At 61.8% G+C, this 22,783-nt stretch carries 20 protein-coding genes; 7 read left to right on the top strand and 13 right to left on the bottom strand.

Going from position 1 to position 22,783, the window contains the following annotated elements:
- Positions 1-57: 57 nt before the first annotated feature.
- From R1T40_RS01580 to R1T40_RS01600, 5 genes are all read right to left on the bottom strand, one after another.
- A complete protein-coding gene (locus tag R1T40_RS01580) occupies positions 58-1,257 on the bottom strand; it encodes a winged helix-turn-helix domain-containing protein (protein ID WP_317385637.1) in 1,200 nt (399 codons plus the stop codon).
- Between the two features lie 75 nt (positions 1,258-1,332).
- Positions 1,333-2,835, bottom strand: a complete 1,503-nt coding sequence (locus tag R1T40_RS01585) for a tripartite tricarboxylate transporter permease (protein WP_106163151.1) — start codon at positions 2,833-2,835, stop codon at positions 1,333-1,335.
- A gap of 9 nt (positions 2,836-2,844) precedes the next feature.
- Positions 2,845-3,276 (bottom strand): tripartite tricarboxylate transporter TctB family protein, encoded by a 432-nt coding sequence (locus R1T40_RS01590; protein WP_106163152.1) that lies wholly within the window; start codon positions 3,274-3,276, stop codon positions 2,845-2,847.
- Positions 3,273-4,250 carry a Bug family tripartite tricarboxylate transporter substrate binding protein gene (locus R1T40_RS01595; RefSeq protein WP_106163153.1) on the bottom strand — a complete coding sequence of 326 codons (978 nt, stop codon included), beginning with the start codon at positions 4,248-4,250 and terminating at the stop codon, positions 3,273-3,275. The genes R1T40_RS01590 and R1T40_RS01595 overlap by 4 nt, the downstream gene beginning before the upstream one ends.
- A gap of 66 nt (positions 4,251-4,316) precedes the next feature.
- Positions 4,317-5,054, bottom strand: coding sequence for a GntR family transcriptional regulator (locus R1T40_RS01600; RefSeq protein ID WP_317385638.1), 738 nt, complete (start codon positions 5,052-5,054; stop codon positions 4,317-4,319).
- A 67-nt stretch (positions 5,055-5,121) separates the two neighbouring features.
- Here R1T40_RS01600 and R1T40_RS01605 point away from each other — a divergent pair, with 67 nt between their 5' ends.
- Positions 5,122-6,087 (top strand): hydroxymethylglutaryl-CoA lyase, encoded by a 966-nt coding sequence (locus R1T40_RS01605; protein ID WP_317385639.1) that lies wholly within the window; start codon positions 5,122-5,124, stop codon positions 6,085-6,087.
- Positions 6,084-7,253: a CaiB/BaiF CoA transferase family protein gene (locus tag R1T40_RS01610; RefSeq protein ID WP_317385640.1), complete on the top strand. Its 1,170-nt coding sequence runs from the start codon at positions 6,084-6,086 to the stop codon at positions 7,251-7,253. Before R1T40_RS01605 ends, R1T40_RS01610 begins: the two co-directional genes overlap by 4 nt.
- A 33-nt stretch (positions 7,254-7,286) precedes the next feature.
- On the opposite strand, the gene R1T40_RS01615 is transcribed toward R1T40_RS01610, so the two are convergent.
- From R1T40_RS01615 to R1T40_RS01650, 8 genes are all read right to left on the bottom strand, one after another.
- The gene (locus tag R1T40_RS01615; RefSeq protein WP_317385641.1) at positions 7,287-8,171 is read right to left on the bottom strand and encodes a 2-oxo acid dehydrogenase subunit E2; all 885 of its coding nucleotides are present in this window, start codon (positions 8,169-8,171) and stop codon (positions 7,287-7,289) included.
- A 10-nt stretch (positions 8,172-8,181) separates the two neighbouring features.
- Entirely contained in the window at positions 8,182-9,612 is a 1,431-nt protein-coding gene (locus R1T40_RS01620) for an NAD-dependent succinate-semialdehyde dehydrogenase (RefSeq protein ID WP_317385642.1), read from the bottom strand.
- Between the two features lie 29 nt (positions 9,613-9,641).
- The gene (locus R1T40_RS01625) at positions 9,642-10,961 is read right to left on the bottom strand and encodes a biotin/lipoyl-containing protein (RefSeq protein WP_317385643.1); all 1,320 of its coding nucleotides are present in this window, start codon (positions 10,959-10,961) and stop codon (positions 9,642-9,644) included.
- Complete coding sequence (locus R1T40_RS01630; protein ID WP_317385644.1) at positions 10,951-11,994, bottom strand: alpha-ketoacid dehydrogenase subunit beta; 1,044 nt, start codon at positions 11,992-11,994, stop codon at positions 10,951-10,953. The genes R1T40_RS01625 and R1T40_RS01630 overlap by 11 nt, the downstream gene beginning before the upstream one ends.
- Positions 11,960-12,964, bottom strand: coding sequence for a thiamine pyrophosphate-dependent dehydrogenase E1 component subunit alpha (locus R1T40_RS01635; protein WP_106163161.1), 1,005 nt, complete (start codon positions 12,962-12,964; stop codon positions 11,960-11,962). The genes R1T40_RS01630 and R1T40_RS01635 overlap by 35 nt, the downstream gene beginning before the upstream one ends.
- A 66-nt stretch (positions 12,965-13,030) precedes the next feature.
- Complete coding sequence (locus R1T40_RS01640) at positions 13,031-14,329, bottom strand: M24 family metallopeptidase (RefSeq protein ID WP_317385645.1); 1,299 nt, start codon at positions 14,327-14,329, stop codon at positions 13,031-13,033.
- A gap of 75 nt (positions 14,330-14,404) precedes the next feature.
- Positions 14,405-15,214: an SDR family NAD(P)-dependent oxidoreductase gene (locus R1T40_RS01645; RefSeq protein ID WP_317385646.1), complete on the bottom strand. Its 810-nt coding sequence runs from the start codon at positions 15,212-15,214 to the stop codon at positions 14,405-14,407.
- 18 nt (positions 15,215-15,232) lie between these two features.
- Complete coding sequence (locus tag R1T40_RS01650) at positions 15,233-16,948, bottom strand: ABC transporter substrate-binding protein (protein WP_317385647.1); 1,716 nt, start codon at positions 16,946-16,948, stop codon at positions 15,233-15,235.
- A gap of 339 nt (positions 16,949-17,287) precedes the next feature.
- Here R1T40_RS01650 and R1T40_RS01655 point away from each other — a divergent pair, with 339 nt between their 5' ends.
- The 5 genes from R1T40_RS01655 (at position 17,288) to R1T40_RS01675 (ending at position 22,717) form a co-directional block, all read left to right on the top strand.
- Positions 17,288-18,244, top strand: coding sequence for a sugar ABC transporter substrate-binding protein (locus R1T40_RS01655; protein WP_106163165.1), 957 nt, complete (start codon positions 17,288-17,290; stop codon positions 18,242-18,244).
- An 88-nt stretch (positions 18,245-18,332) separates the two neighbouring features.
- Positions 18,333-19,130: an SDR family NAD(P)-dependent oxidoreductase gene (locus R1T40_RS01660; protein ID WP_317385648.1), complete on the top strand. Its 798-nt coding sequence runs from the start codon at positions 18,333-18,335 to the stop codon at positions 19,128-19,130.
- Positions 19,131-19,279: 149 nt separating this feature from the next.
- Positions 19,280-20,179, top strand: a complete 900-nt coding sequence (locus R1T40_RS01665) for an ABC transporter permease (RefSeq protein ID WP_317386925.1) — start codon at positions 19,280-19,282, stop codon at positions 20,177-20,179.
- Between the two features lie 13 nt (positions 20,180-20,192).
- The gene (locus R1T40_RS01670) at positions 20,193-21,194 is read left to right on the top strand and encodes an ABC transporter permease (RefSeq protein WP_317385649.1); all 1,002 of its coding nucleotides are present in this window, start codon (positions 20,193-20,195) and stop codon (positions 21,192-21,194) included.
- Complete coding sequence (locus R1T40_RS01675) at positions 21,191-22,717, top strand: sugar ABC transporter ATP-binding protein (RefSeq protein WP_317385650.1); 1,527 nt, start codon at positions 21,191-21,193, stop codon at positions 22,715-22,717. The genes R1T40_RS01670 and R1T40_RS01675 overlap by 4 nt, the downstream gene beginning before the upstream one ends.
- Positions 22,718-22,783 lie beyond the last annotated feature (66 nt).

Consider the following 22,783-nt stretch of genomic DNA (forward strand, 5'->3'; position numbering starts at 1 on the left):
CGATATGGCCCCGGCACGGCGACCGTTGTCGGTGAACCGGAATTCCCAAGCGCGCTTTCAGCAGCGCAGCCAGTCCTCGGCGAAGCGCACAACCTCGGTTCCGGCCAGCTTTTGCACGCGGTCCAGCTCTGCGATCAGCCCAGAGCGCCGCTGTTTGCCCATCGCGATGCCAGCCTCCGGCCAGAAGGCACGCACCTGCAACACCTCGCCACTGCGCTTGCAGTCGATCCGGCCGATCAGGCGATCCCCCTGCAGAACCGGAAACACGTAATATCCGTAGCGCCGCTTGGCCTCGGGGACGAAAATCTCGATCCGGTAGTGAAATCCGAACAGGCGCTCGGCGCGGGCGCGATCACGCAGCGCCGGGTCAAAGGGCGACAGGAGGCGCACGCGTGTCGATGGGCTGGGCAGCTCAGCGGCCTGCGCAAGCAGAGCCTGCGTTGTATAACTCCGGCGGCAGGTGCCATCGGCCTGTTCGATGTCGGCCTCGACGATCTGCCCCGAAGCCAATGCCGCAGCGCACCAGTGTTTGGCCTCGGCGCGGGTCACGATGTCGAAGAAGGCCGCCAATTCCCCACTGGTGCCAAAGCCAAGCCGGTCGAGGGCGGCGGACATGGCCCAATCGACGATCTCGGCCTCTGAATGTCGTGCGTTCAAGGTTTCAGCAGGGATGACCCGTTCGCTGAGGTCGTAAAATTTGCGAAAGCCCACACGGTGACAAATGGCCAACCTGCCGGATCGCCAGAGGAACTCCAGCGCGGTCTTGGAGGGGTGCCAGTCCCACCACCCGGATGAGCCCTTCTTTTCACCGTCTCCGACATCCTTGGAGCAGGTCGGACCATGGTCGGAGATATGGCGCAGAACTGTGTCGATCTCGGAGGTCCAGCCGGGGCGGCGCCCGTCCTGCCAGCGTCGCTGCATGCGCGCTTCATCGCGGGCGAATTTCAGGCGCCACTGCGGGTAGAACTGCATCGGAATAGCCGCCGCGTCATGGGTCCAGTGCTCGAAGGCCGAGCGATCATTTGCAACCAGACGCTCCAATGCGCGCGGGCGATACTGGCCGCGTCGAGACCAGAGGATGAGGTCATGCGCGCGGGCGAGCGTGTTGACGCTGTCGATCTGGACAAAGCCCAGATCATCAAGGACTTGGTCGAGATCCGCGCCTTTCCCGGTGCCGGATCTCTGTTGCAGCAACAGATGTCGGTCCAAAAACAGGCGACGGGCGGTTTGATTGTCGAGAAAAAAGGAGCGTGTCATCGGGGAACCATAGCGCGGCGTGGCTCCGCTGACAGGTGAAAACGGGCAAGCGCCCGCAATGCGGGCGCTTGCATGTCATTTTGCAGAACGTGGCCCGCGGCGACGCATCGCGATCCCAAAGGAAAACGCCAACATCAGTGCGGTGAAGGCATAGATCGCCAGAGCGATCGGACTTTGCAGGAGGATATTGAAATCGCCGCCGGAGATCGACAGGGCACGTCGCAGATTGTTTTCCATATCTGCCCCCAGCAAAAGGCCCAGCACCACCGGAACCAGGGAGATATCGAACTTGCGCAGCGCATATCCAAGCAGGCCAAAACCGATCATCACAAACAGGTCAAAGGTCGAATGGCTGATCGAATAGATGCCAATAAAGCTGACCATCACCACAACCGGCATCAGGAACCATTGGGGCAGCGACAGCAGGCGGGTGAATATGCCCACCATTGGAATGTTCAGAAGCAGCAGTACGACATTGGCGAGATAGAGCGCTGCAATCAGCCCCCAGACAAGGTCGGGCTGGCGTTCAAACAGCAGCGGACCCGGCTGGATGTTGAGTGAGACCAAAAGCGCCAGCATCACGGCGGTCGTGCCGCTGCCAGGGACACCCAGTGTCAGCATCGGAATAAGAGCGCCACCGGAGGCTGCGTTGTTGCCGGCTTCGGGTGCGGCGATGCCGCGGGGGTCACCGGTTCCGAATGTGCCGTTCTTGTCGTTCAGCTGCTTCTCCGTGCTATAGGACACAAATGCGCCGAGTGATGCGCCTGCGCCAGGAAGGACGCCGCAGACAAAGCCGATCAAGGCGCCTCGGATCGATGCGCCAAAGCCCTCGAATACCTCACGCAATCGCGGCAGCGTCCGACCAAGTTTGACCGGCCCTGCTCCGGAGAGGGCATGGCTTTCGAAATACATGATGATTTCACTGACCGCGAACAGGCCAACGATGGCGACGATCGGATCAAAGCCGTCGTAAAGATGGAACGACCCAAAGGTGAAGCGGGCGGTGCCGGTTCCGGGGTCCAGACCAACGCTGGCCAGCAGAAGGCCGATCATGGCCGCCAGCAGCGTCTTGAACGGGTTCACGCCAGTGACCCCACCAATGGTGGCAAAGGCCATGACGTAGAGCGCAAAATAGTCGGCCGGGCCAAAATGGATTGCGGCCTTGGCCAGCAGTGGTGCGAAGAAGGTCAGTCCCAGTGTGGCAACCGTTGCGCCGACGAATGAGGCCACGGCGGAAATGCCAAGCGCCTTTGCCGCCTGACCACGCCGGGCCATGGGATAGCCATCCAGCGTGGTCATGATTGCAGGTTCGTCACCGGGGATATTCAGCATGATGGAACTGATCCGCCCGCCGTACATGCAGCCGTAATAGATGCAGGACAGCATGATCAGCGCGGAGCTGGGTTCGAGTTTCATGGCAAAGGCGACGGGGATCAGGATCGCCACGCCATTAACCGGGCCAAGCCCGGGCAGCGCGCCAATCAGTGTACCGGCGAAACAGCCGAACACCGCCAGCGCGAGGTTGAGCGGCGTCACCGCGACGGCGATGCCGCCGATGAGGGAATTCAGGATGTCCATGCAGTCTCGCTAGCCGAAGGTGGCAGGGGCAAGGGGCAAGGGCAGCCCCAGCAGGTTGTCGAAAATCAAATAGAGCGATACGCCGACCGCAACGCCGGTCACTCCGGCCTTTTTGGGCTCTGCCCCAAACAGCAGCGCGAGGCACGCGGTTCCAAGCATGGTCGACAGCGGGAAACCCAATGGCTCCAGCAGAAGAACATAGCCGACAAGAACGGCAAGCGTGAAGGCCTGCCGGATAAAGGCCGGCAGCGGTTGTGCGTCGGGATTGGGGTCAGGGCGCAGGATCAGCCCGAGGCTGAGAAGGGCCGCCGCAGCGGCCACCATCTGCGGAAACAACGCCGGGCCCAGGGGATCCCCGAAACCGGCCTTGTAGTCGCGCGCGACCCAGACGGCCGAGACCGAGACCATAAAGATCACGGCCCCGGCAATGCGGTCGATCATTGGATGACCCCGATGCTGCGCGAGATGTCTTCCATCTGCTTGGCTTGCTCTGCGACATAGGCTTCGAAGGCCTCACCGCCACGCCACACAGTAATGAGACCATTCGCCTCGGCGGCCTCTTTCCACTCGGCGGTGTCAAAGAGTGACTTCAGTTCCTCGACCCAGGCCTGATATTCCGCGTCCGAGACATCGCCGCCGGTATAGAACCCACGCCAGTTGTATCCGGTTACGTCATAGCCCTGCGCCTTGGCCGTCGGTGCATCCGGAAAGGCCGGGATGGGGTCGTCGGACAGGGCCGCAATGATCCTGATGTCGCCGGATTCCACAAAGCCCGCAATCTCACCAAGGTCCGTGGACACCGCGCCGACCTGACCGCCGAGCATCTGTGTCACCGCAGGGCTGCCGCCGTCAAACTGTACCCAGCGAATTGCCTTATAGGCGTCATCGTCCATGCCCGCTTCATCGGCGAGCATCAGAAGGCGGATGTGATCCCAGCCACCGGCGCCGGAAGATCCTGCCACAGGCACTGACGTTGGATCGGCCTTGAGGGTATTGAGCAGGTCATCGACGGTTTCATATTCCGAATCTGCGGGGACCACGATCACGCCAACATCCGTGCCGAGCATGCCGACCCAGCGCATCACGTCGATACCACCCGGATACTTGCCCTGGGCGATCTGAGTGACGCCAACGGTCGAAGTTGCAACCAGAACGTCGCCGTCATCCGCACGCTTGCCTGCGACGTTGGCAAAGGCGACGGCACCCACACCGCCGGGCATGTTGGTGACCTGAACGGAGCCCTCTTCAAGACCCAGTTCGGTAAGCAGGCGACCGACAGTGCGGCAGGTGAAATCCCAACCGCCCCCGGGATCGGCAGGGGCAATACACTCTGCCGCGCTCGCAGTAATTGCGCTCGTGGCGGTTAGGCCGGTGGCGAGTATCGCGCCGGCGAGTAGTTTGCGTGTATAGGACATGGTTCCTCCCTTAAGTCCTCGGCCCAAAGGCCATTTTCCCGGAACTCCCACTCCGGGATCGTCTTGCTACGCGTCCGTATCGTTCCGCGCCTGTGCGCTGGTCTGATCCACGACGCCGCGCGTGCCGAGAAAGCGGCGCGCGCCCTCCACGGCCGCCAGAATCTGGTCCCGCACCGCCTGGGTGTGCAACCGGATCTTGCGGGCCGCCTCGTCCTCGTCGCCCGCGGCAACCAGATCGAGGATTTCGCTGTGTTCCTTGAATGCCGCGTCGCGTTGCGTCTTGTCGCTGGCCAGTAGCCAGCGCAGTCGCAACGCGCGACCGACCGCTGCATGGACCGCATCGCGCAGGAACGGGTTGCCGGACAACGCCGCCAGCTCCACATGCACGTCGAGCCCGGAGGCCATCCAGTCCTCGACCTCGAAGTCGGTGCGCCCGCGCTCGACGGTGCGGCGCAGCGCGTCGAGGTCTTCGGGACGGGCGCGCCGACATGCGAGGCGCACGGCGGTGTCTTCCAGCTCTTCACGGAATTCGAAGAGATCGTGGATTTCCTGCAGGTCGATCGGCGCGATCATGTATCCGCGCCGTGGGTCACGGACGATCAGTCCTTCGCCGATCAGGGCTGCCAGAGCAGCGCGGATTGGGGTGCGGGACATGCCGTAGCGCTCTTCCAGGGCGCGTTCCGATACAGGTTCTCCGGGGGCAAAGGCCATCGACAGGATATCCCGACGGATTTCCTGAAGTGCGCGTTCCGTGCGCGGCAGCTCCTCTTTGCCTGTCACCTTGTCGCTCGTCATGGTCCGCATTGACCCTCCTTGCACTAATGGTATACCAACGCGGTCGACCACATCAACAGCTTTTGGAGGAGAGCTCATGACCGAGGTTCCGCTAGACGGGTTTCCCGAGCGCGTGCGCATTGTGGACGTGGGCGCCCGTGATGGGCTGCAGGCCTGGCCAGACCCGGTGTCCACTGATGTGAAGATCGAATTGATCAACACACTGATTGCTGCCGGCGTGCCGCAGTTGGAGGTGACGTCCTTTGTCGCGCCGCGCGCCGTGCCCAATATGGCGGATGCACGTGAGGTCATGGCAGGAATTGACCGCAGCCGGGGTGCAGAGATGACGGCGTTGGTGCCGAACGCGCGCGGTGCCGAACGCGCGATTGAGGCGGGCGTCGATGCGATGGTGGTGTTTCTGTCTGCTTCGGAAAGCCACAATCAGGCCAATGTGAATTGCAGCCGCGACAAGTCGCTGGCCGCAGCGGCGGAGATCGCTCGTATGGGGCAGGATGCGGATGTGCCGGTTTATGGTGCCATTGCCACCGCGTTTGGCTGCCCCTTTGAGGGCAATGTCGCGATCAAGGATATTGTGCAGGTGGCGAAGTCCTATGGCGACTGCGGTATCGCGCAGCTTACCCTCGGCGACACAACCGGCATGGCAACGCCTCGACTGGTGCAGGAGCGGTGCCGGACTTTGGCGACCGAGGTGCCTGCGGCGGATATCGCATTGCATTTCCACAATACGCGCGGTGTGGGGCTGGCCTGCGCCTACGCCGGACTGCAGGAAGGGATCACCCGGTTTGAGGCAAGTATCGCCGGGATCGGCGGTTGTCCATTTGCACCCGGCGCAACCGGCAACATCTGTACAGAAGATCTGGTCTACATGCTGCAGGAGAGCGGCGTGGCGACCGGCATAAATCTCGATGCGCTGATTGAGGTCGCGCGACGCACCGAGAAGGCGCTTGGACAGACTTTGCCGGGGCAGGTCATGAAGGCCGGTCCACGGTTGCGCAGATACGAGCGCGAGGATGTCCGGTCCTCAAGTGGGAGCCGCGCATGATCTCTGGGAATGAGATGAAGCCGCCGCTGGATGGCATTCGCGTCGTCGACCTGACCCGCGTGCTGTCCGGACCATTCTGCTCCATGTTGCTGGGCGACATGGGGGCCGAGGTCATCAAAATCGAAAGCCCGGCGGGGGATCCGGTGCGCGGGCAGGGGCATCACAAGAACGGGTTCTCGTGGTATTTTGCGAGCTTTAACCGCAACAAGAAGTCCGTGGTGCTCGATCTCTATTCCGATGAAGGACGCGACACTCTGGCCCAACTGCTTGAGACTGCGGATGTGTTGCTGGAGAATTTTCGCCCCGGTGTTCTTGCGCGCATGGGGTTCCCGCAAGATCGTCTCGACAGCATAAATCCGCGCCTTATCGTTGCCAGCGTCAATGGATTTGGCTCGACTGGCCCCTATACGGATCGTCCCGCCTTTGATTTTATTGCGCAGGCCATGAGCGGCTTCATGAGCGTCAATGGTCCCGCAGGAGAGCCGCCGCTTCGCGCCGCGCAGCCCGTAACGGACCTCGTGGCGGGGTTGTACACCGCGTTTGGGATCGCATCGGCGCTGCACGGGCGCAACCGCGACGGGGTGGGGCAGGCTGTTGAGACCTCGATGGTGAACGGCGTCTTGAGCATGATGGCCTATCTGGCGTCAGAGCATTTCGTCACCGGAGAAAACCCGCAGCGCACCGGCAATGACCATCCGCTTGTGGCGCCCTACGGGCTCTATAATACGGCTGACGGGCAAATCGCTATTGCGGCATCTAATGATCAGATATTGCGTCGATTGCTGGGTGAAATCGGCTTGCCGAACCTGCTGGACGATCCGCGCTTTGCCAGCAATGATGCGCGTTTTTCGCGGCGCGCGGAGTTGCACGACATTCTCGATGCGGCGCTGGCCACGGATACGCGCGAAAACTGGATTGCCCGATTGAATCGCGCCGGCGTGCCGACTGGGAAGGTCCAGACCCTCAAGGATGTATTTGAGGACCCGCAGATTCAGGCGCAGGAGATGGCTATCGATGTGCCACACGGTGACCGAGGCGACGTCCGGATGCTGGGCTTTCCGGTGAAATTGTCGCGCACCCCCTGCGAGGTGCGCCTGCCAGCCCCGGAATTAGGCGAACATACCGAGGAGGTTCTGGCTTCATTGCGCAGGCACGCGTCAGGATAACCCGCCAATAGGGTGAAGTCCCTAGCGCGCCTCTCAAATCACAAGCCGCCGTGGTTCTGTGAGAAACCCACACAGGCAGGACATGAAGCGCGCGGCATCGGCCCCGTTGATCACCCTGTGGTCGTAGCTCAGATCCAGCGGGGCCTTGAGCACCGGCTTGAAGGCTTCGCCATCCCATTCGGGGACCATCTGCGCCCGGGTAATGCCGAGGATCGCCAGCTCCGGCGGGTTGACGATCGGGGTAAACGCCGAGCCACCGATTCCGCCGAGGTTCGAGATACTCATCGAGGCGCCGCCCATCTCATCGGGGGCAATCTTGCGCGACTGCGCCCGAGCGGCCAGATCCGTGATTTCACCTGAAATTTGAAACAGGCCTTTTCTGTCCGCATCCCGAATGACCGGAACCATCAACCCACGGGCCGTGTCCACGGCAATTCCGATGTGAACATAGTCTTTGAGGATCAGAATCTTGCCGTCTGCGCTGAGCGAGGCGTTGAACGTGGGGAATTCCCGCAGGCTGCGCGCCAGCGCCATGACGTGAAAGGCCAGCGCTGTCAGCTTGATGCCACGGGCCTGCGCGTCCGGTTTCCAGCTCTGGCGCAGCGCCTCGATCTCCGTCATATCCGCCTGATCGTGATGCGTGACCTGCGGGATCAGCGCATTGGCGGCACCAAGATTACCTGCAGCCACCTGAGCGAACCGGCTGAGCGGCTCTTCTGTCACGGGCCCATAGGCGCTGTGGTCGACCTGCCAATACTGGGCGTTCTGAGCGGCGCCCGCGTCCGGCGCGCGTGCCGTCGCGGTCAGATCCTCGTGGCCGATGGTGGTGCGGCCCAGATCCTGTGCCAACTGCGCCAGGTCTATGCCCTTGTTCAACGCAGATGCGCGGACCGATGGGGAAGCGATGATATCCGACATATGTGCCTCCTTACCAACTGGCCGAAATATATTGGGTTTCCATGAACTCAAGCATGCCTTCATGGCCGCCCTCGCGGCCCAGTCCCGACTGTTTCACACCACCGAAAGGGGCGGCGGGATCACTGACGAGCCCACGGTTGAGGCCGATCATGCCGTATTCCAGACGTTCGCACAGCTGCAGCGCGCGCTTCATGTCGCGGCTGAAAACATAAGCGACCAGCCCGTATTCCGTAGCATTGGCCCGGGTGATCGCGTCGTCTTCATCTTGGAAGGTCTGTATCGCGGCAACCGGGCCAAAGATCTCGTCATGCACGCAATCAGCGGTTTCCGGCACGTTCGACAGCACCGTGGGCGGGTAGAAATACCCCTTGCCCGCCGGGATGTCGCCGCCGCATTCCAGTCTGGCACCCTTGGCGAGCGCGTCCTGTACGAAGCCCGCCACCTTGTCTCTTGTGTCGGCATTGACCAACGGGCCCACGTCGACCGACGGATCGCTGCCATCGCCGACTTTCAGTTCCGACATGGCCGCGCTGAGGCGACGGGTGTAGTCTGCCGCCACGCTGTCATGCACGTAGATGCGGTTGGCGGCGGTGCAGGCCTCGCCGAGGTTGCGCATCTTGGCCAGCATGGTGCCGGCCACCGCCTCCTCGATATCGGCGTCGTGACAGACAATCAGGGGCGCGTTGCCGCCCAGTTCCATCGCGGGTTTCAGGACCTGATCGGCGGCGGAATGCAGCAGCTTGCGCCCCACTCCGGTGGAGCCGGTAAAGGACACGACGCGGACGCGGGGATCATGCAGCATGTGGTCGACCAACGCGCCGGTGCGCCGCGAGGGCAGCACGTTCACTAGGCCCGGCGGCACTCCGGCCTCTTCCAGCAGCGGCATCAGCGCCAGCATGGTCAGCGGGGTTTCCGAGGCAGGTTTGATAATGACACCACAGCCAGCCGCCAGCGCAGGCGCAATCTTGCGGGTGCCCATGGCGGCGGGGTAATTCCACGGGGTGATCAGCACCGCGAGGCCTGCAGGTTTGTGCTGCACCATGATCCGCGCGCCGGAGGCAGGCGCATGGGTCAAAATCCCGTCTGCCCGAACGGCCTCTTCCGCAAACCAGCGGAAGAACTCGGCCGCATAGGTCGCCTCGCCCATGGCATCGGCCCCGGCCTTGCCATTTTCCAGCGTGATCAGATGGGCAAATGTTTCCAGCCGTGCTGTCATCAGCTCCCAGGCCTTGCGCAGCACTTCGGAGCGTTGCCGCGGCGTGCGGGCGGCCCAGTCCTTCATCGCGGTTTCTGCGGCATCCAGCGCGGCGTTTGCATCGGCGATTTCTGCCGAGGCGACGGAGGCCAGAACAGTTTCGGTCGCCGGGTTCACCACGTCAAAGCGCGCGCCCTCGGCGCCAGGGTGCCAGCGGCCGTTTATATAGAGATCCGTGTGGTCCATGTCATACTCCATGGGTCATCAAAATGGGGTCAAAGCAGGTGGCGGAGCGGCTGCTCCAGTCGGCCTGCCGTCTCGGACAGAAGGGTGACCGCCGCGGGTCCGGAGAGCTGTTCGGCGCTGCATTCCAAGGTGAGGGAAAGCCCCTCTCCACAGGTTGTCAGGGTCAGGACCGGGGCATGTTCGGGCCCGATGGCGACGGTCGTGATCCGCGCTTGCCGCAAGTCGCGCAAAATCAGGTCGGGGGAGGGGGCTTCACCGTCATGCGGCGTGACGCCACCCAATGCGCCGCGCGGTACGTGAAAATGACGCAGATCGCCCGGTTGTTCGACCGCGACCACCGCGTCATCACGTTCCAGGCCGGCGCCCGCCAGCCCGGCAAGCAGCGCTCTGGGGTCGCCGATATCTGCATGCTCTGCCGCCCAGTTGGTGAAGGCCGCAAGGTCCACAGACGTCAATTCCGCGGTCAGGCGGCGGGCGGGCTGTGACGCCTGTGCCTGCATCGCCTGTGCCTGTGTCGGCAATGCCTTCAGCACCTCCAGATCGCGCACATGATAGGGCTGCGGATGTCCCGCCTGCACCAAATGCTCCAGATCCAGCCCCTGTTCGCGCGCCAGTCTGCGCGCTTTGGGGGAGGCCAGAATGCACCCGTCAGAACGGGGCGTTCCCGTTGCTGCCGCATTGGAGCGGCGCTCCGGCTCGGGCTTGGGCGGCGGGCTTGGTTTGCTGTTCGTGTCTTCCGCCGCAGGCGGCGTGTTGTCATCGACCGTGTGTGTGGCATGGCGCCGGACCACAGGTGTGTCCGGGGGCGTGGCGGAAATGACGGCGATGGTATCCCCGACGGGCACATCCTCGCCCGCCTCGGCCAGTTGTGCGGCGATATAGCCTTCAAAGCCGGCAGGCACCTCAACCGTGCTCTTGTCGGTTTCCACCTCGAACAGAATATCATCCGCTGCCACGGCCTCTCCCGGGGTCTTGTGCCATGCCACCAGTTGCCCGGTGTCTTGCGCCATGCCCAGTGTCGGCATGATGACGCTGTTGCCCTCGGGCAAGGCATCCGCCGGGGATGGCGCGTTGTCTGACGGCGCAGGGGAGGGGGAGGCGCTGTCGCCGGGGGCGTCCGCGATCCGGGCGATGACATCTCCGACCGGGACATCATCGCCTGCGGCGGCGGCCACATCGGTCAGGTAGCCCGGTTCCTGTGCTTCGACCTCCATCGTGGCCTTGTCGGTCTCCACCTCGAACAGCACGTCGCCCGCGGCAACCGCATCGCCCGATGCCTTGTGCCAGGCGACGATGCGTCCGGTGTCCTGCGCCATGCCGAGCGCGGGCATGATGACGTCAAGCGGCATGGATCATCTCCCCGGCGCAGAGTTTGCGGGCCTGCTCTGCCACGGCCTCGGGTGTCGGGACGGTCAGATCCTCCAATGCGGGCGAGAAGGGGACGGGCACATCCATCGCCCCCATCCGCAGCGCGGGCGCGTCGAGGTGATAAAACGCCTTTTCGTTGATGCGGCTGGCAATCTCTCCGGTGACGCCATAGCTCTGATGCCCCTCATCCACCACGATCACGCGGCTTGTTTTCTTGGCCGAGGCCACCAGGGTCGCCTCATCCAGCGGCACGATGGTGCGCGGGTCGATCACCTCTGCGGAAATGCCCTCTGCAGCGAGGAGTTCGGCCGCCTTTTCGCAGACCTGCACCATGGAGGAGGTGCCGATCAGGGTGATGTCGCGCCCTTCGCGTTTGACGTTGGCCGCGCCAAAGGGGATCAGCAGATCGCCGCCTTCGGGCACCTCGGCCTTGTCGTTGTACATCAGCTTGTCTTCGAAAATCACCACCGGGTTGTCGTCGCGGATGGCGGTTTTCATCAGCCCCTTTGCCTCCAGCGCCGAGGAGGGCATTGCGACCTTCAGCCCCGGAATATGGGCGACCAGCGCGTGCAGGGACTGGCTGTGTTGCGCGGCAGAGCGGCGGGTGGCGCCAAGGTTCGTGCGCAAGACCAAAGGCACATTCAGCTTGCCACCAGACATGTAGTGGGTCTTGGCCGCCTGATTGCAGAGCTGGTCCATGACCAGAAACAGGAAGTCGCCGAACATCAGGTCCACCACCGGGCGGCTTCCGGTCATGGCGGCCCCGACGGCGATGCCCATGAACCCGGGTTCGGCGATCGGCGTGTCGACAACGCGCGCGGTGCCGAATTCCTCGACCAGTCCGGACAGGACCTTGAACGGCGTTCCGGCTTCGGCGACATCCTCGCCGATGATGAACACGCTTTCGTCACGGCGCATTTCTTCGGCCAAAGCCTCGTTTACCGCCTGTGACAGGGTAATCTCTCGCATCATTTCCTCCTCAGGCCAGCGCGTGGGGGACGTCGGTGTAGACATGCATGTCGACCTCCGCGCCATCGGGGTAAGGCGCATCAAGCGCGTAGGTGACGGCCTCTTCGGCATCTTTGCGCACGGCTGCGTTCAGCGCCTCGATCTCGTCCTCGGTGGCGATCCCTTCGTCCACAAGCCAGGCCCGGAACCGCACGATGGGGTCGCGATTGTCTTTCCAGTCGCGTTCCTCATCCTTGGAGCGGTAGTATTCGCGATTGATGTCGCCGACATGGTGCCCGTGGTAGCGGTAGGTCATCAGCTCCATGAAAAACGGACCCTCGCCCTTGCGCGCACGCTCCACCAGCTGCTGGGTCAGTGTATTGACCGCCAGCACGTCCTGACCGTCCACCTGATGCGCCTCGATGCCAAAGGCCTCGGCGCGGGCCGTGATGGAGCCGGCGGCGATTTCATCGGTCTTGGTGTATTCCGAGTAGCCGTTGTTTTCGCAGGCATAGATCACCGGCAGGTTCCACAGGGCGGCCATATTCATGACCTCGTACATCAATCCCTGGGCGGTCGCGCCATCACCGAAAAAGCACACGGCCACGTCGTCGCGCCCGGCCAGTTTGGCGCTGAAGGCGGCTCCGGTCGCAATGCCCATGGATCCCCCGACGATCGCATTGGCGCCGAGGTTGCCGTTGGACTGATCTGCGATATGCATCGAGCCGCCCTTGCCGCGGCAGTAGCCTTCTTCCTTGCCCAGCAGCTCGCAGAACATCTCTTTGAAGGCGGCGCCCTTGGCGACGCAATGGCCATGGCCGCGGTGGGTGGAGGTGATCTTGTCGCTGACCTTCAGGGCCTCGCAGATGCCCACGGCGACGGCTTCTTCGCCCGAATACATATGCGTCAGCCCCGGCATCTTGGCCGAGAGGTACAGCTGGTTGGCGTTGTCCTCGAAGGTGCGGATACGGACCATCTGGCGGTACATGCGCAGATAATCCTCTGAATTTGTTTGGGTCTGTTTGGCAGAACTCATGGTTGTGTCTCCGGTCAAAAAATCCCGGCCCCGCAGTGATCGGGGCCGGGCAGGCGGGGAGGTGTCTCAGTACCTGTTGGCGATCGGCAGATCCTGCGCCGGGAACAGCGAAATCACCTCGCAGCCGGTGTCGGTCACCACCACTTCTTCCTCGATCCGCGCGGCAGAATAGCCGTCGGCGGCGGGGCAGTAGGTCTCCAGCGCAAAGACCATGCCGGTCTTGATTTCCATCGGGTTATCAAGGCTGACGGCGCGGCTGATGATGGGGCGTTCGTGCAGCGCCAATCCCAGACCATGGCCGAATTGCAAGCCAAATGCCGACAGTTCATCCGGAAAGCCGAACTCCTCGGCCTTGGGCCAGAGCTTGGCCACCTGATCGGTCGTCACGCCGGGTTTGATCGCCTGGATCGAGGCGTCGATCCATTCACGCGCCTTCACGTAGGCATCGCGCTGGGCGGGGGTGGAGGTGCCGATGTTAAAAGTCCGGTAGTAGCAGGTCCGATAGCCCTGATAGGATTGCAGGATATCGAAAAAGGCCTGGTCGCCGGGCCGGAACAGCCGGTCGGTGAAGTTATGCGGGTGCGGGTTGCAGCGCTCGCCGGAAATGGCGTTGATCGCCTCCACATCGTCCGAGCCCATTTCGTAGAGGAGCTTGTTGGACATGGCGACAATGTCGTTTTCGCGGATGCCGGGTTTCAGCTCCTCGTAGATCATATGGTAGACACCATCGACCATGGAGGCGGCCTGCGTCAGCAACTGGATCTCATCCCAGTTCTTGATCTCGCGCGCCGACAGCATGATCTGCTGACCATCGACCACGTTCAAGCCCGCTTCTTTCAAGGCGTGGAACATCGCGGTTTCAGCATAGTCGACGCCAACCGGCATGCCCTTCATGCCCGCATCTTCGATCAGACCTGCGATTTCCTCGGCATATTTGCGCATCAGTCCGAACGACGGCGGGATGGTGCCCCGCATGCCCACCACACCGGCGCGGCAATGATCGGGCACCAGCCAGTCGGAGTATTTTTTGTGGTGGACCGCAGCGGAGCCGAAATCCCAGACATAAGGCGCATCATCGCCGGTCAGCAGGCAGAACCGGCACATCTTGTCCCGCTCCCATTCGCCGATCTTAGTCGAGGAGACGTAGCGGATGTTGTTGACATCAAACAGCAAAAGCGTGCCGCAGTGGCTGTTCTTCAGCGCCTCGCGGGTGCGGCTCAGACGGTAGCGGCGCAAACGGTCGTGATCGACGCGGCGTTCAAAATCGACGTTGGTGTGGCCCCAGGCGGGCAGACGTCCCTCCCATTGCCAATGTGGGTCGAGATCCTGCGGGGTCAGCACGTTCGGGGTCAGGGCGCGGGACATAGGTTCCTCCTTCAGGTCGGGGAGTGCCCCGCCTGTTGTTCTTTGAATTCTGATATTTGTCGTAGGTCAGGCGGGTTACTGGATGCACCAGCCGCCATCTATGTGGATCATCTGGCCGGTCATGTAGTCGCTGTCGTCAGAGGCGAGGAAAGACGCGGTGCCGGTGATGTCATCGGGGTAGGAGACGCGTTTGATTTGCAGCGCATCGCGGACGATGTCGTCATAGGCCTGACCTTCGCGTTCCTTGAACCCGATATCGACCAGATCCTTGTCGAGTTGCTCCCAGAGCGGCGTCACCACCACGCCGGGGGCGTAGCCGTTGACGGTGATTTTGTGCTCTGCAAGACCAATCGCCCCACAATGCGTCAGCGCCAGACAGCCGTATTTCGAGGTGCAGTAAACAGTCACATCCACCAGCGGTTTGCGCGAGGCAATGCTGCCCACGTTGATGAGCTTGTAGGGATGATCCTCCATCGGCCCCTGCGCGATCATCTGGCGCGCAGTTTCCTGCATCCCCAGCCACATCGCCTTGGTGTTGACGTTCATGATCATGTCCCAGTTGTCTTCATCAATATCCATGAAGAACCGGGGCTTGTTGAGGCCAGCATTGAACAGACCGATGTTAATGGACCCAAAGGCGTCAACGGTGGCAGCCACAGCGGCGGCGTTGTCCTCGCGCTTGGTCACATCCATTTTGACCGCAATCGCCTTGCCGTTGCCAGCGCTGTTGATCTGGTTCGCCATCGCCTGCGCTTCATCGCCATCAAGGTCGCCGATGCAGACATTGGCCCCCTGCGCGGCAAAGGCTTCGGCGTTGGCAGCCCCCATGCCGCGGGCGGCACCGGTGATCAGGATATTCTTGCCGTTCAGGCGATTGGGGTCCATGGGTTTCTCCTCCTCATGTCACGTAAATTTGTCCGAGCGCAGCATGCCTTCGGCCCGGGACTGGGCGCGGCGCAGGGTTTCGCGCGGGGTCTGGATGCCGCGCAGCATGTCGTGGAATTCCTCGCCGCAGATCTGGATCATCCGGTTGATCCCCGGCATCGGCGGGCGCGGCCAGAATTGCAGCTCGTCACGCCAGGACATCGCATCCACCGCCTCGAAGATGGGCGAGATCCGCCGCACTTCGGGATCTGCGCCCACGGAATAGCGCGGGTTGGTGCGGCTGCCATTCTGCACGTAAAGCTTCTGTGCTTCCGGTGAGGTGAAAACCAGCAGGGCCTCCACCGCGGCCGGCACCCGTTCGGGGGGCAGATTGGCCGGAATGCCCATCACATAGCCTCCAACCGGGGCGACCGGCGTTGCATCTGCGCCGCAGGGGTGTGGCAGGTACCCGGTCTGTCCATGCGCAGGCGAGGAGCTGTCGAGTTCGAAATAGGGGGCAAGCAGGGTGTAGCCATAGGCCATCGCCACCTTGCCCGCCGCGTAGGGGCGCACCCGCTCGTACCAGGACATCGACAGGATGTCGGGTGGCGAATACTGCAGCATCTCCAGCAGATACTCTGTTGCCAGCAAACCGGCAGGTGTGTCTATGGTGGGACGCAGGTCGCCATCCAGCAGCCCGGAGGTGTCAAAGCCGCCAGCGATCGCCGGCAGGTCGAGAACAGGCTGACCAAAATCTGCCAGCGTCATCAGCACGGTGTGGCCAAGCGCCGTCCCACGCGCCGCGTTCCAGGCTATGCCATATCGGCCCTGTTGTGGCTCATGCAGGACCTTGGCCGCATTCAGCAGCGCGTCCGTCGAGGCGGGCGGTTCCAGCCCAGCCTCGGCAAAGAGATCGCGGCGATAGAACAGCAATTCTGGTGTTGTCTGGGCGGGCACGCCGTAGGGACGACCGCCGCAATGGGCCGCGTTCCAGCCCGCGGTGTGGAAATCCGCTGGGTCGAGACGGGCGATATCCATCACGTCGTCCAGCGGCATCAGCACATTCCGCGCGGCAAAGCTGCCAACCCAGGGCAGATCCACGGCGATGATATCGTACCGGCTGGCCTTGCGCTCTGCATTGCGCAGCGCTTCCTCGCGCAGGCGGTCGATGGAAAAGGCGCGTTGGTGGATCTGAGTGCCGATCACCTGTTCGAACTGGCGCTTCAGATTGTCCATCACCATGAAGGTGGGGTCGCCGTGCACCAGAACCCGCAGACCTCCGGAGGCCTTCAGCGGTTCGGCCAGAACCTGTAGCGGCGGGATCGACTGCGCCGCAAGATAGGAGCCGCCGAAGTAATAATCGGTGGTGTCCTGTGACGCGCCGCCGCGACCGAACCGGGCATCTCCGATGCGGCGCAGGCGTCCTGACAGGCGCATCCACTGGTCAAGCAGCGCCTCGCTTGGATGCATGGAAAAGCTTTTGCCGGTCTTGGTCCGTGGGCGCCGCTCTACCAAACCTGCGTCTGTCATCTCCTTCAGGCGACGGGTTGCGGTGGCATAGGGAACCCGCGCGGCGCCGATCAGCGAGGTCGGGGTGATGACCTTGCCTTCGAGGTGCCCACGCACGAGATGCAGCGCCATCCGATAGAACGGATTTGGCGCAAACAGCTCTATGGTGTCCTCAAGCTCATCAGCGAAATCATCCAGAAACGACATCATCTGGAGCATTTCGGTTTTGGCCTGGGGCGTTACCATGTTGCCCTCGCTATGTCCGCGCATCATGTTCATGAGATGCGTTTGAACCTTTCTCTCGGAGGTCACTCCCGGCGGGGGAAACATATCCGGATTGGATGAATCATTGTCTGGCATTGCGCCGCTCCTTTGCAGGATGTTCAGTTTGGTCACTGGGTGGGATCGCGAATAAATCCATTATGGATATAAAATAATCCATTATGGATAAAATTCCGGGCACGCAGCTTTGCGGCACGCGGCATTCTTTGAGGCAGCCGCCGGTACTGGCGGGCCATGCTGACCGAACGGGAGGAGTTCGCCGGTATGGGACGAAACAGGGGAATATCTGGGAGGAGACCCGTAATGAAACTTAACAGTACTCTCGCTTCGGCCACCGCCGTTCTGGCACTGACGGCCGCCGGTGGTGTCGCCGCGGATACGATGAAGATCGGTATCACGCAGAACAACGTGGGTGTGGACAGCTATCAGACCACCTATGAAAAGGCCTTTATCGCGGCGGCGGAGGCCAATCCGGATATCGAAACAGTGGTGCTGGATGCCGGCGGTGATGTGGCGCGTCAGATCGCCCAGATGGAAGATCTGATCCAGCAAGAGGTCGATTCCATCATCATTTGGCCCACCAACGGTGAGGCGGTGATCCCGGCAGTACGCAAGGCGCATAACGCCGATATCCCGGTGATCGTGACCAATTCCAACATCGCGGAACAGGGATTTGATTTCGTCGCGTCTTTCTCTGGACCGGACAATATCACCCAAGGGTCCCGCTCGGCAGAGATCATGTGCGACAAGTTCAAGGCAAGCGGCATCGAGGATGAGGCTCGCATCGTGCAGATTTCCGGTCAACCGGGCTACACCACGGCGATCGAACGCGCCAAGGGGTTTGAGGACCGTCTGCCGGAGGTTTGCCCCAACGTGACCCTGGTCGAGACACAGCCCGGTGACTGGAACCGTGAGAAATCACAAAAGGTGATGGAGGCCTTCCTCGTCAAATATGACGATATCGATGGTGTCTATTCCGGCGATGACAACATGGGCGTGGGCGCTCTGAATGCTGCCAAGGCGGCGGGGCGCGACGGTATCATCTTTGTGGGCGCCACCAACTTCTCGGTTGGGTATGAGGCGATGGAGCGGGGCGAATACTGGGGGTCGATCTACCAGTCTCCGGTCGATGACGCCGAAGCGGCCCTGCAGACTGCGGTTGATGTGCTCAGCGGCAAAGACGTGCCGTTCCTGAACTACTTCGATACGCCGAAGATCACCCAGGACAACATGGGCGAGTTCGACAAGCCGGTGTTCTGATCCCGGCTGCCATCGGGCGCGTGCCTGTGCGGCCTGCGCCCGATGCGCCATGCGAGACTTCACGACCACAACAGATTGGACATGAATCATGGGCCGTATGACCGGGCGTTCCTGTATTGTGACAGGCGCGGCGCAGGGGATCGGACGCGCCATTGGCGAAGCACTTCTGGATGAGGGCGCAGACGTCTGTTTTGCCGACATCAACGGCACCCTGGCCACCAAGGTGGCAGAGGCAAACCAGTCCCGCGCGTCAGACCACGGCGGGCGGGTGACTTGGGCCGAAGTTGACGTGACCAACCGCCAGCACGTGCGCGAGATGATCGCAAAGACCGTGGAGGCCTTTGGCAAGCTGGACGTAAAGTTCAACAACGCCGGTGTGAACCGACCGATGAACTTTCTGGATGTGACCGAGGACAATTGGCATTTCATTATGAACGTCAACGGCTTGGGCTGCCTGATCGGAATGCAGGAGGCTGCCAAGCAGATGATCGCCCAGGGGACAGGCGGCAAGATCGTGAACACCGCCTCCATCGCCAGCCGTCAGGGTTTTGACAATGTGGCGCCCTACTGCGCCTCCAAATGGGGTGTGGTGGCGCTGGTTCAGTCCGGAGCGCGGGACCTGGCGAAGCATGACATCACCGTCACCGGCTTTGCCCCCGGCGTGGTGGCGACGGAAATGTGGGAGCAGGTGGATCAGGACCTGATGCAGATCGGAGCCGCGGATCGCCCCGGTCAGGCGATGGAAGAGTTTTCGGCCACCATCCTGCGTGGCCGCGTGGCACGCCCCGAAGACATCACCGGGACAACGACATTCCTGGCATCAAAGGACAGCGACTACATGACTGGCCAGATCGTGATGATCGATGGCGGCATGACGCTGGTATGAGACAGAACCAGCGGGTGAGGGAGGAACAAATGCCGCCAACTGCGGAACACAAGGCAAGCCCGTCCGGTCGGACCGAGAGCTGGTTTGCCAGATTGAATATCACCGGTCTTCTTGCGCGGCAGGGCATCCTGGTGGCGTTCGTCATTTTCATGATCGGATTTACCGTCGCAAACGAGCGCTTTCTCGACCCGGACAACGTGATGGGGGTGATCCGCTCTTCGGCGATCCTCGGCGTCATGGCGCTTGGCGTGACGTTTGTGGTGATCAGCGGCAATCTCGACCTGTCTGTCGGGTCGATGATGTCCTTCTCCACCATCGTGGTGCTGGACCTGCACGACAAGATCGGCCCGGCGTTGGCGATCCCGGCGATGTTCGCCATGACGCTTTGCCTTGGGGCGTTGATCGGGTTTCTTGTCGGCTATCTCAGGCTGAACTCCCTGATTGTGACCCTTGGCATGCTGTCGGCCATTCATGGCCTGACGCTGACCTACTCGGGCGGCAAGAACATGGACATCGCCGACAAGGAGGGCACGTGGTTCGGCGTGTTCGGGCAGGGAGATGCCATGGGCATACCGATCCCGATCCTGCTGTTCGTTCTGCTCGCCGCACTCCTCGGCGCGGTGCTGTCAAAGACGCCCTTTGGGCGCAAGGTCTATGCCGTGGGCGGCAATGGCGTGGCCGCGACCTTTTCCGGCATTCGGCGGGCGCGACTGGTGTTCTGCTGCTATCTGATCTCGTCCTTTTGCGTGGCAACGGCCGGGCTCATTCAGGCCAGTCGCTCGCTGGGCAGCCAGAACACCGTCGGGCAGGGGCTGGAGCTGGAGGTTCTGGCGGCGGTCATCCTTGGTGGAGCCTCCCTGATGGGGGGCGCGGGTACGATCTTCAAAACCGTGATCGGCGTGCTGATCCTAGGCTTCATCCAGAACGGTCTGCTGCTGGTTGGGTTGCAGTTCTACGTTCAATACGTCGTCACATGGATCATCATCATCCTTGCCGTCTGGCTCGACATTGCGGCCAAGCGGGGCAAGCTTTGGTCCCCCATCGCGTAACGGAGGTTTGCACATGGCACCTGGCACACTCAGCACTTTCCTGAAGCGTGGCGCGATCTGGGGGTTCATCCTGTTCGAGCTGGTCTTCTTCACCATCGCCGGAGAGTTTCTGTCGCTCAGCGACAAGGCCTTCATGGATCTGGACAACATGTTGTTGTTGTTCAAGCAATCCGCCCCCATCGGCATTATCGCCATGGGCATGACGATCATCATGATCAACGGCAATATCGACCTTTCGGTTGGCGCGATCTACGCCATCAGCGCGATTGTCCTGTTGGGCAGTATGACATGGCCGATGTTTGCCGGGCTGGGCGACTGGGTGATCCCGCTGTCCTGGGCGCTGGCGCTTCTGACCGGGGCCATGCTGGGCGCGCTCAATGGTCTTATCGTGTGGAAAACCGGCGTGGATGCCTTCATCGTGACGCTTGGGTCGATGCTGGGCTATCGCGGTCTGGTGTTCATGTACAATGGCGAGCAGCCAACCTCGCATCTGAACTGGACGCTTGTGGATTTTGCCGAAGCGCAGTTCCTGGGACTGCACACCCCGACCTGGTTCCTGTTGGCGGCGACCGCAGCGATCTGGTTCCTGATGAACCGAACCGTGCATGGCCGCAACGCCTATGCGATCGGCAACAACCGTGAGGCGGCCGTCAATGCCGGGATCAGGGTTGGGCCTCATATGATGATAAACTTCGTCATCATCGGGTTTCTTGCCGCCCTGTCGGCAGTCGTCTTCTATTCCGAAAGCGGCTCTGTAAACCCCAACGATGGTGAGTTGTATGAGCTCTGGGTGATCACTGCGGTGGTGCTTGGCGGTACCAAGCTGACCGGCGGCGCGGGGTCGATCCTGTCCACTTTTGGTGGGGTGTTGGCGATCCAGCTGCTGCGCAAGGGGCTGGCCCATATCGGTGCTGACACGTCTACCGTGAACCTGGTGATCGGTTTGATCCTTGTGGCCGTCCTGTTTCTGGACCGTCAGTTGAACATCAAGGGCAAAGAGGAATTGAGACTATGAGCGAGCAAACTCCCGCGCTGCGCCTGGAAGGGATCGTAAAGACATTTCCGGGCGTGCGTGCCCTCGACAATGTGTCCTTCAGCGTGATGCCCGGAGAGGTGCACGCCCTGATGGGGGAAAATGGCGCTGGGAAATCCACCCTGATGAAGGTGCTCGGCGGTATTCATCAACCAGATGCCGGACAGATTATCGTCGGCGAACAGCCGGTGGTCATGGCGCTGCCCCTCGAGGCCAAGGCAAAGGGGATTGTGTTTATCCACCAGGAGCTGAGCCTCGCTGGCGAGCTGTCAGTTGCCGAGAATATCTATCTGGGAGAGCTGCCACGCAAGCGTCTGGGGTTGGTGGACTGGGCCACGCTCTACGCGCAGACGGACGCCATCCTTGAGCGCCTGAAGGTCGGCTTTGATGCGCGCACGCGTGTCGGCGACCTGTCGATTGCCAACCAGCAGATGGTGGAGATCGCCCGCGCGCTGACGGTAGATGCCAAGGCGGTGATTTTCGACGAGCCCACCGCCTCGCTCACCGATGCGGAGAAAGTGGTGCTCTTCGACGTGATCGCCAGCCTGCAGGCGCAGGGGGTTGGGATCATCTATATCTCTCACCGGATGGAGGAGATCTTCAAGATTACGGATCGCATCAGCGTGCTGCGCGACGGCCAGTTTCGCGGAACCCTCAAGACGGCTGAGACCACCGAAGAAGACGTCACCCAGCTGATGATCGGGCGCAAGCTGGACCTGTCGAGAGCCGCCAGCGATCATGAATTGGGCGACGTGGCATTGGAGGTGCGGGACCTCAGCTGCGGCAAGCTGTTCAATGACGCCAGTTTCACTGTGCGCTATGGCGAGGTGGTGGGGTTCTACGGTCTGATCGGGGCTGGTCGCACGGAGATCGCCGAAACGCTATTCGGTCTGCGGGATCCATCTGGCGGTCACATATTGCTCGACGGTCAGGAAACACGGATCCAATCGCCTGCCGATGCAATTTCCAAAGGGATTTCTCTGGTGCCTGAGGATCGCAAGGAACAGGGGCTGGTGTTGGGCATGAACTGCCGCGACAACATGACGTTGCCGCAGGTGGACGACCTCAAGGCCGGCCCTTTTGTTGCCGAAGGGGCAGAGATCGCGATCTTTGATCAATACCGCGACAAGCTTGATATCCGTACACCCGGATGGCGCCAGATTGTCGGTAACCTGTCTGGCGGCAACCAGCAGAAGATCGTGATTGGAAAGTGGTTGTCTATGCGTCCGAAGGTGCTGATCGTGGATGAGCCGACGCGTGGGATCGATGTTGGGTCCAAATCCGAAATTCACAATCTGATCCGTGAGCTGGCGGCACAGGGCTATGCGGTGATCGTGATCAGCTCGGAAATGCCCGAGGTGTTGCATGTTTCCGACCGGATCATCGCCATGTATGGCGGGCGGATCACCCGCACCTTTGGGGCAGATGAGGTCACCGAAGACAGCCTGATTCAGGCGATCTCGGGGATTTCGCACGCCGCGGAGCCGCAACCGCAGGCGAGTTGAGCGCTACGGGATCTCATCAGGCAAGGCTGGACGGATGCCCTCGCGTCCGTCTGGCCATCACGGGCC

Source organism: Tritonibacter scottomollicae (assembly GCF_032924845.1).
GTDB classification, from domain to species: domain Bacteria; phylum Pseudomonadota; class Alphaproteobacteria; order Rhodobacterales; family Rhodobacteraceae; genus Epibacterium; species Epibacterium scottomollicae.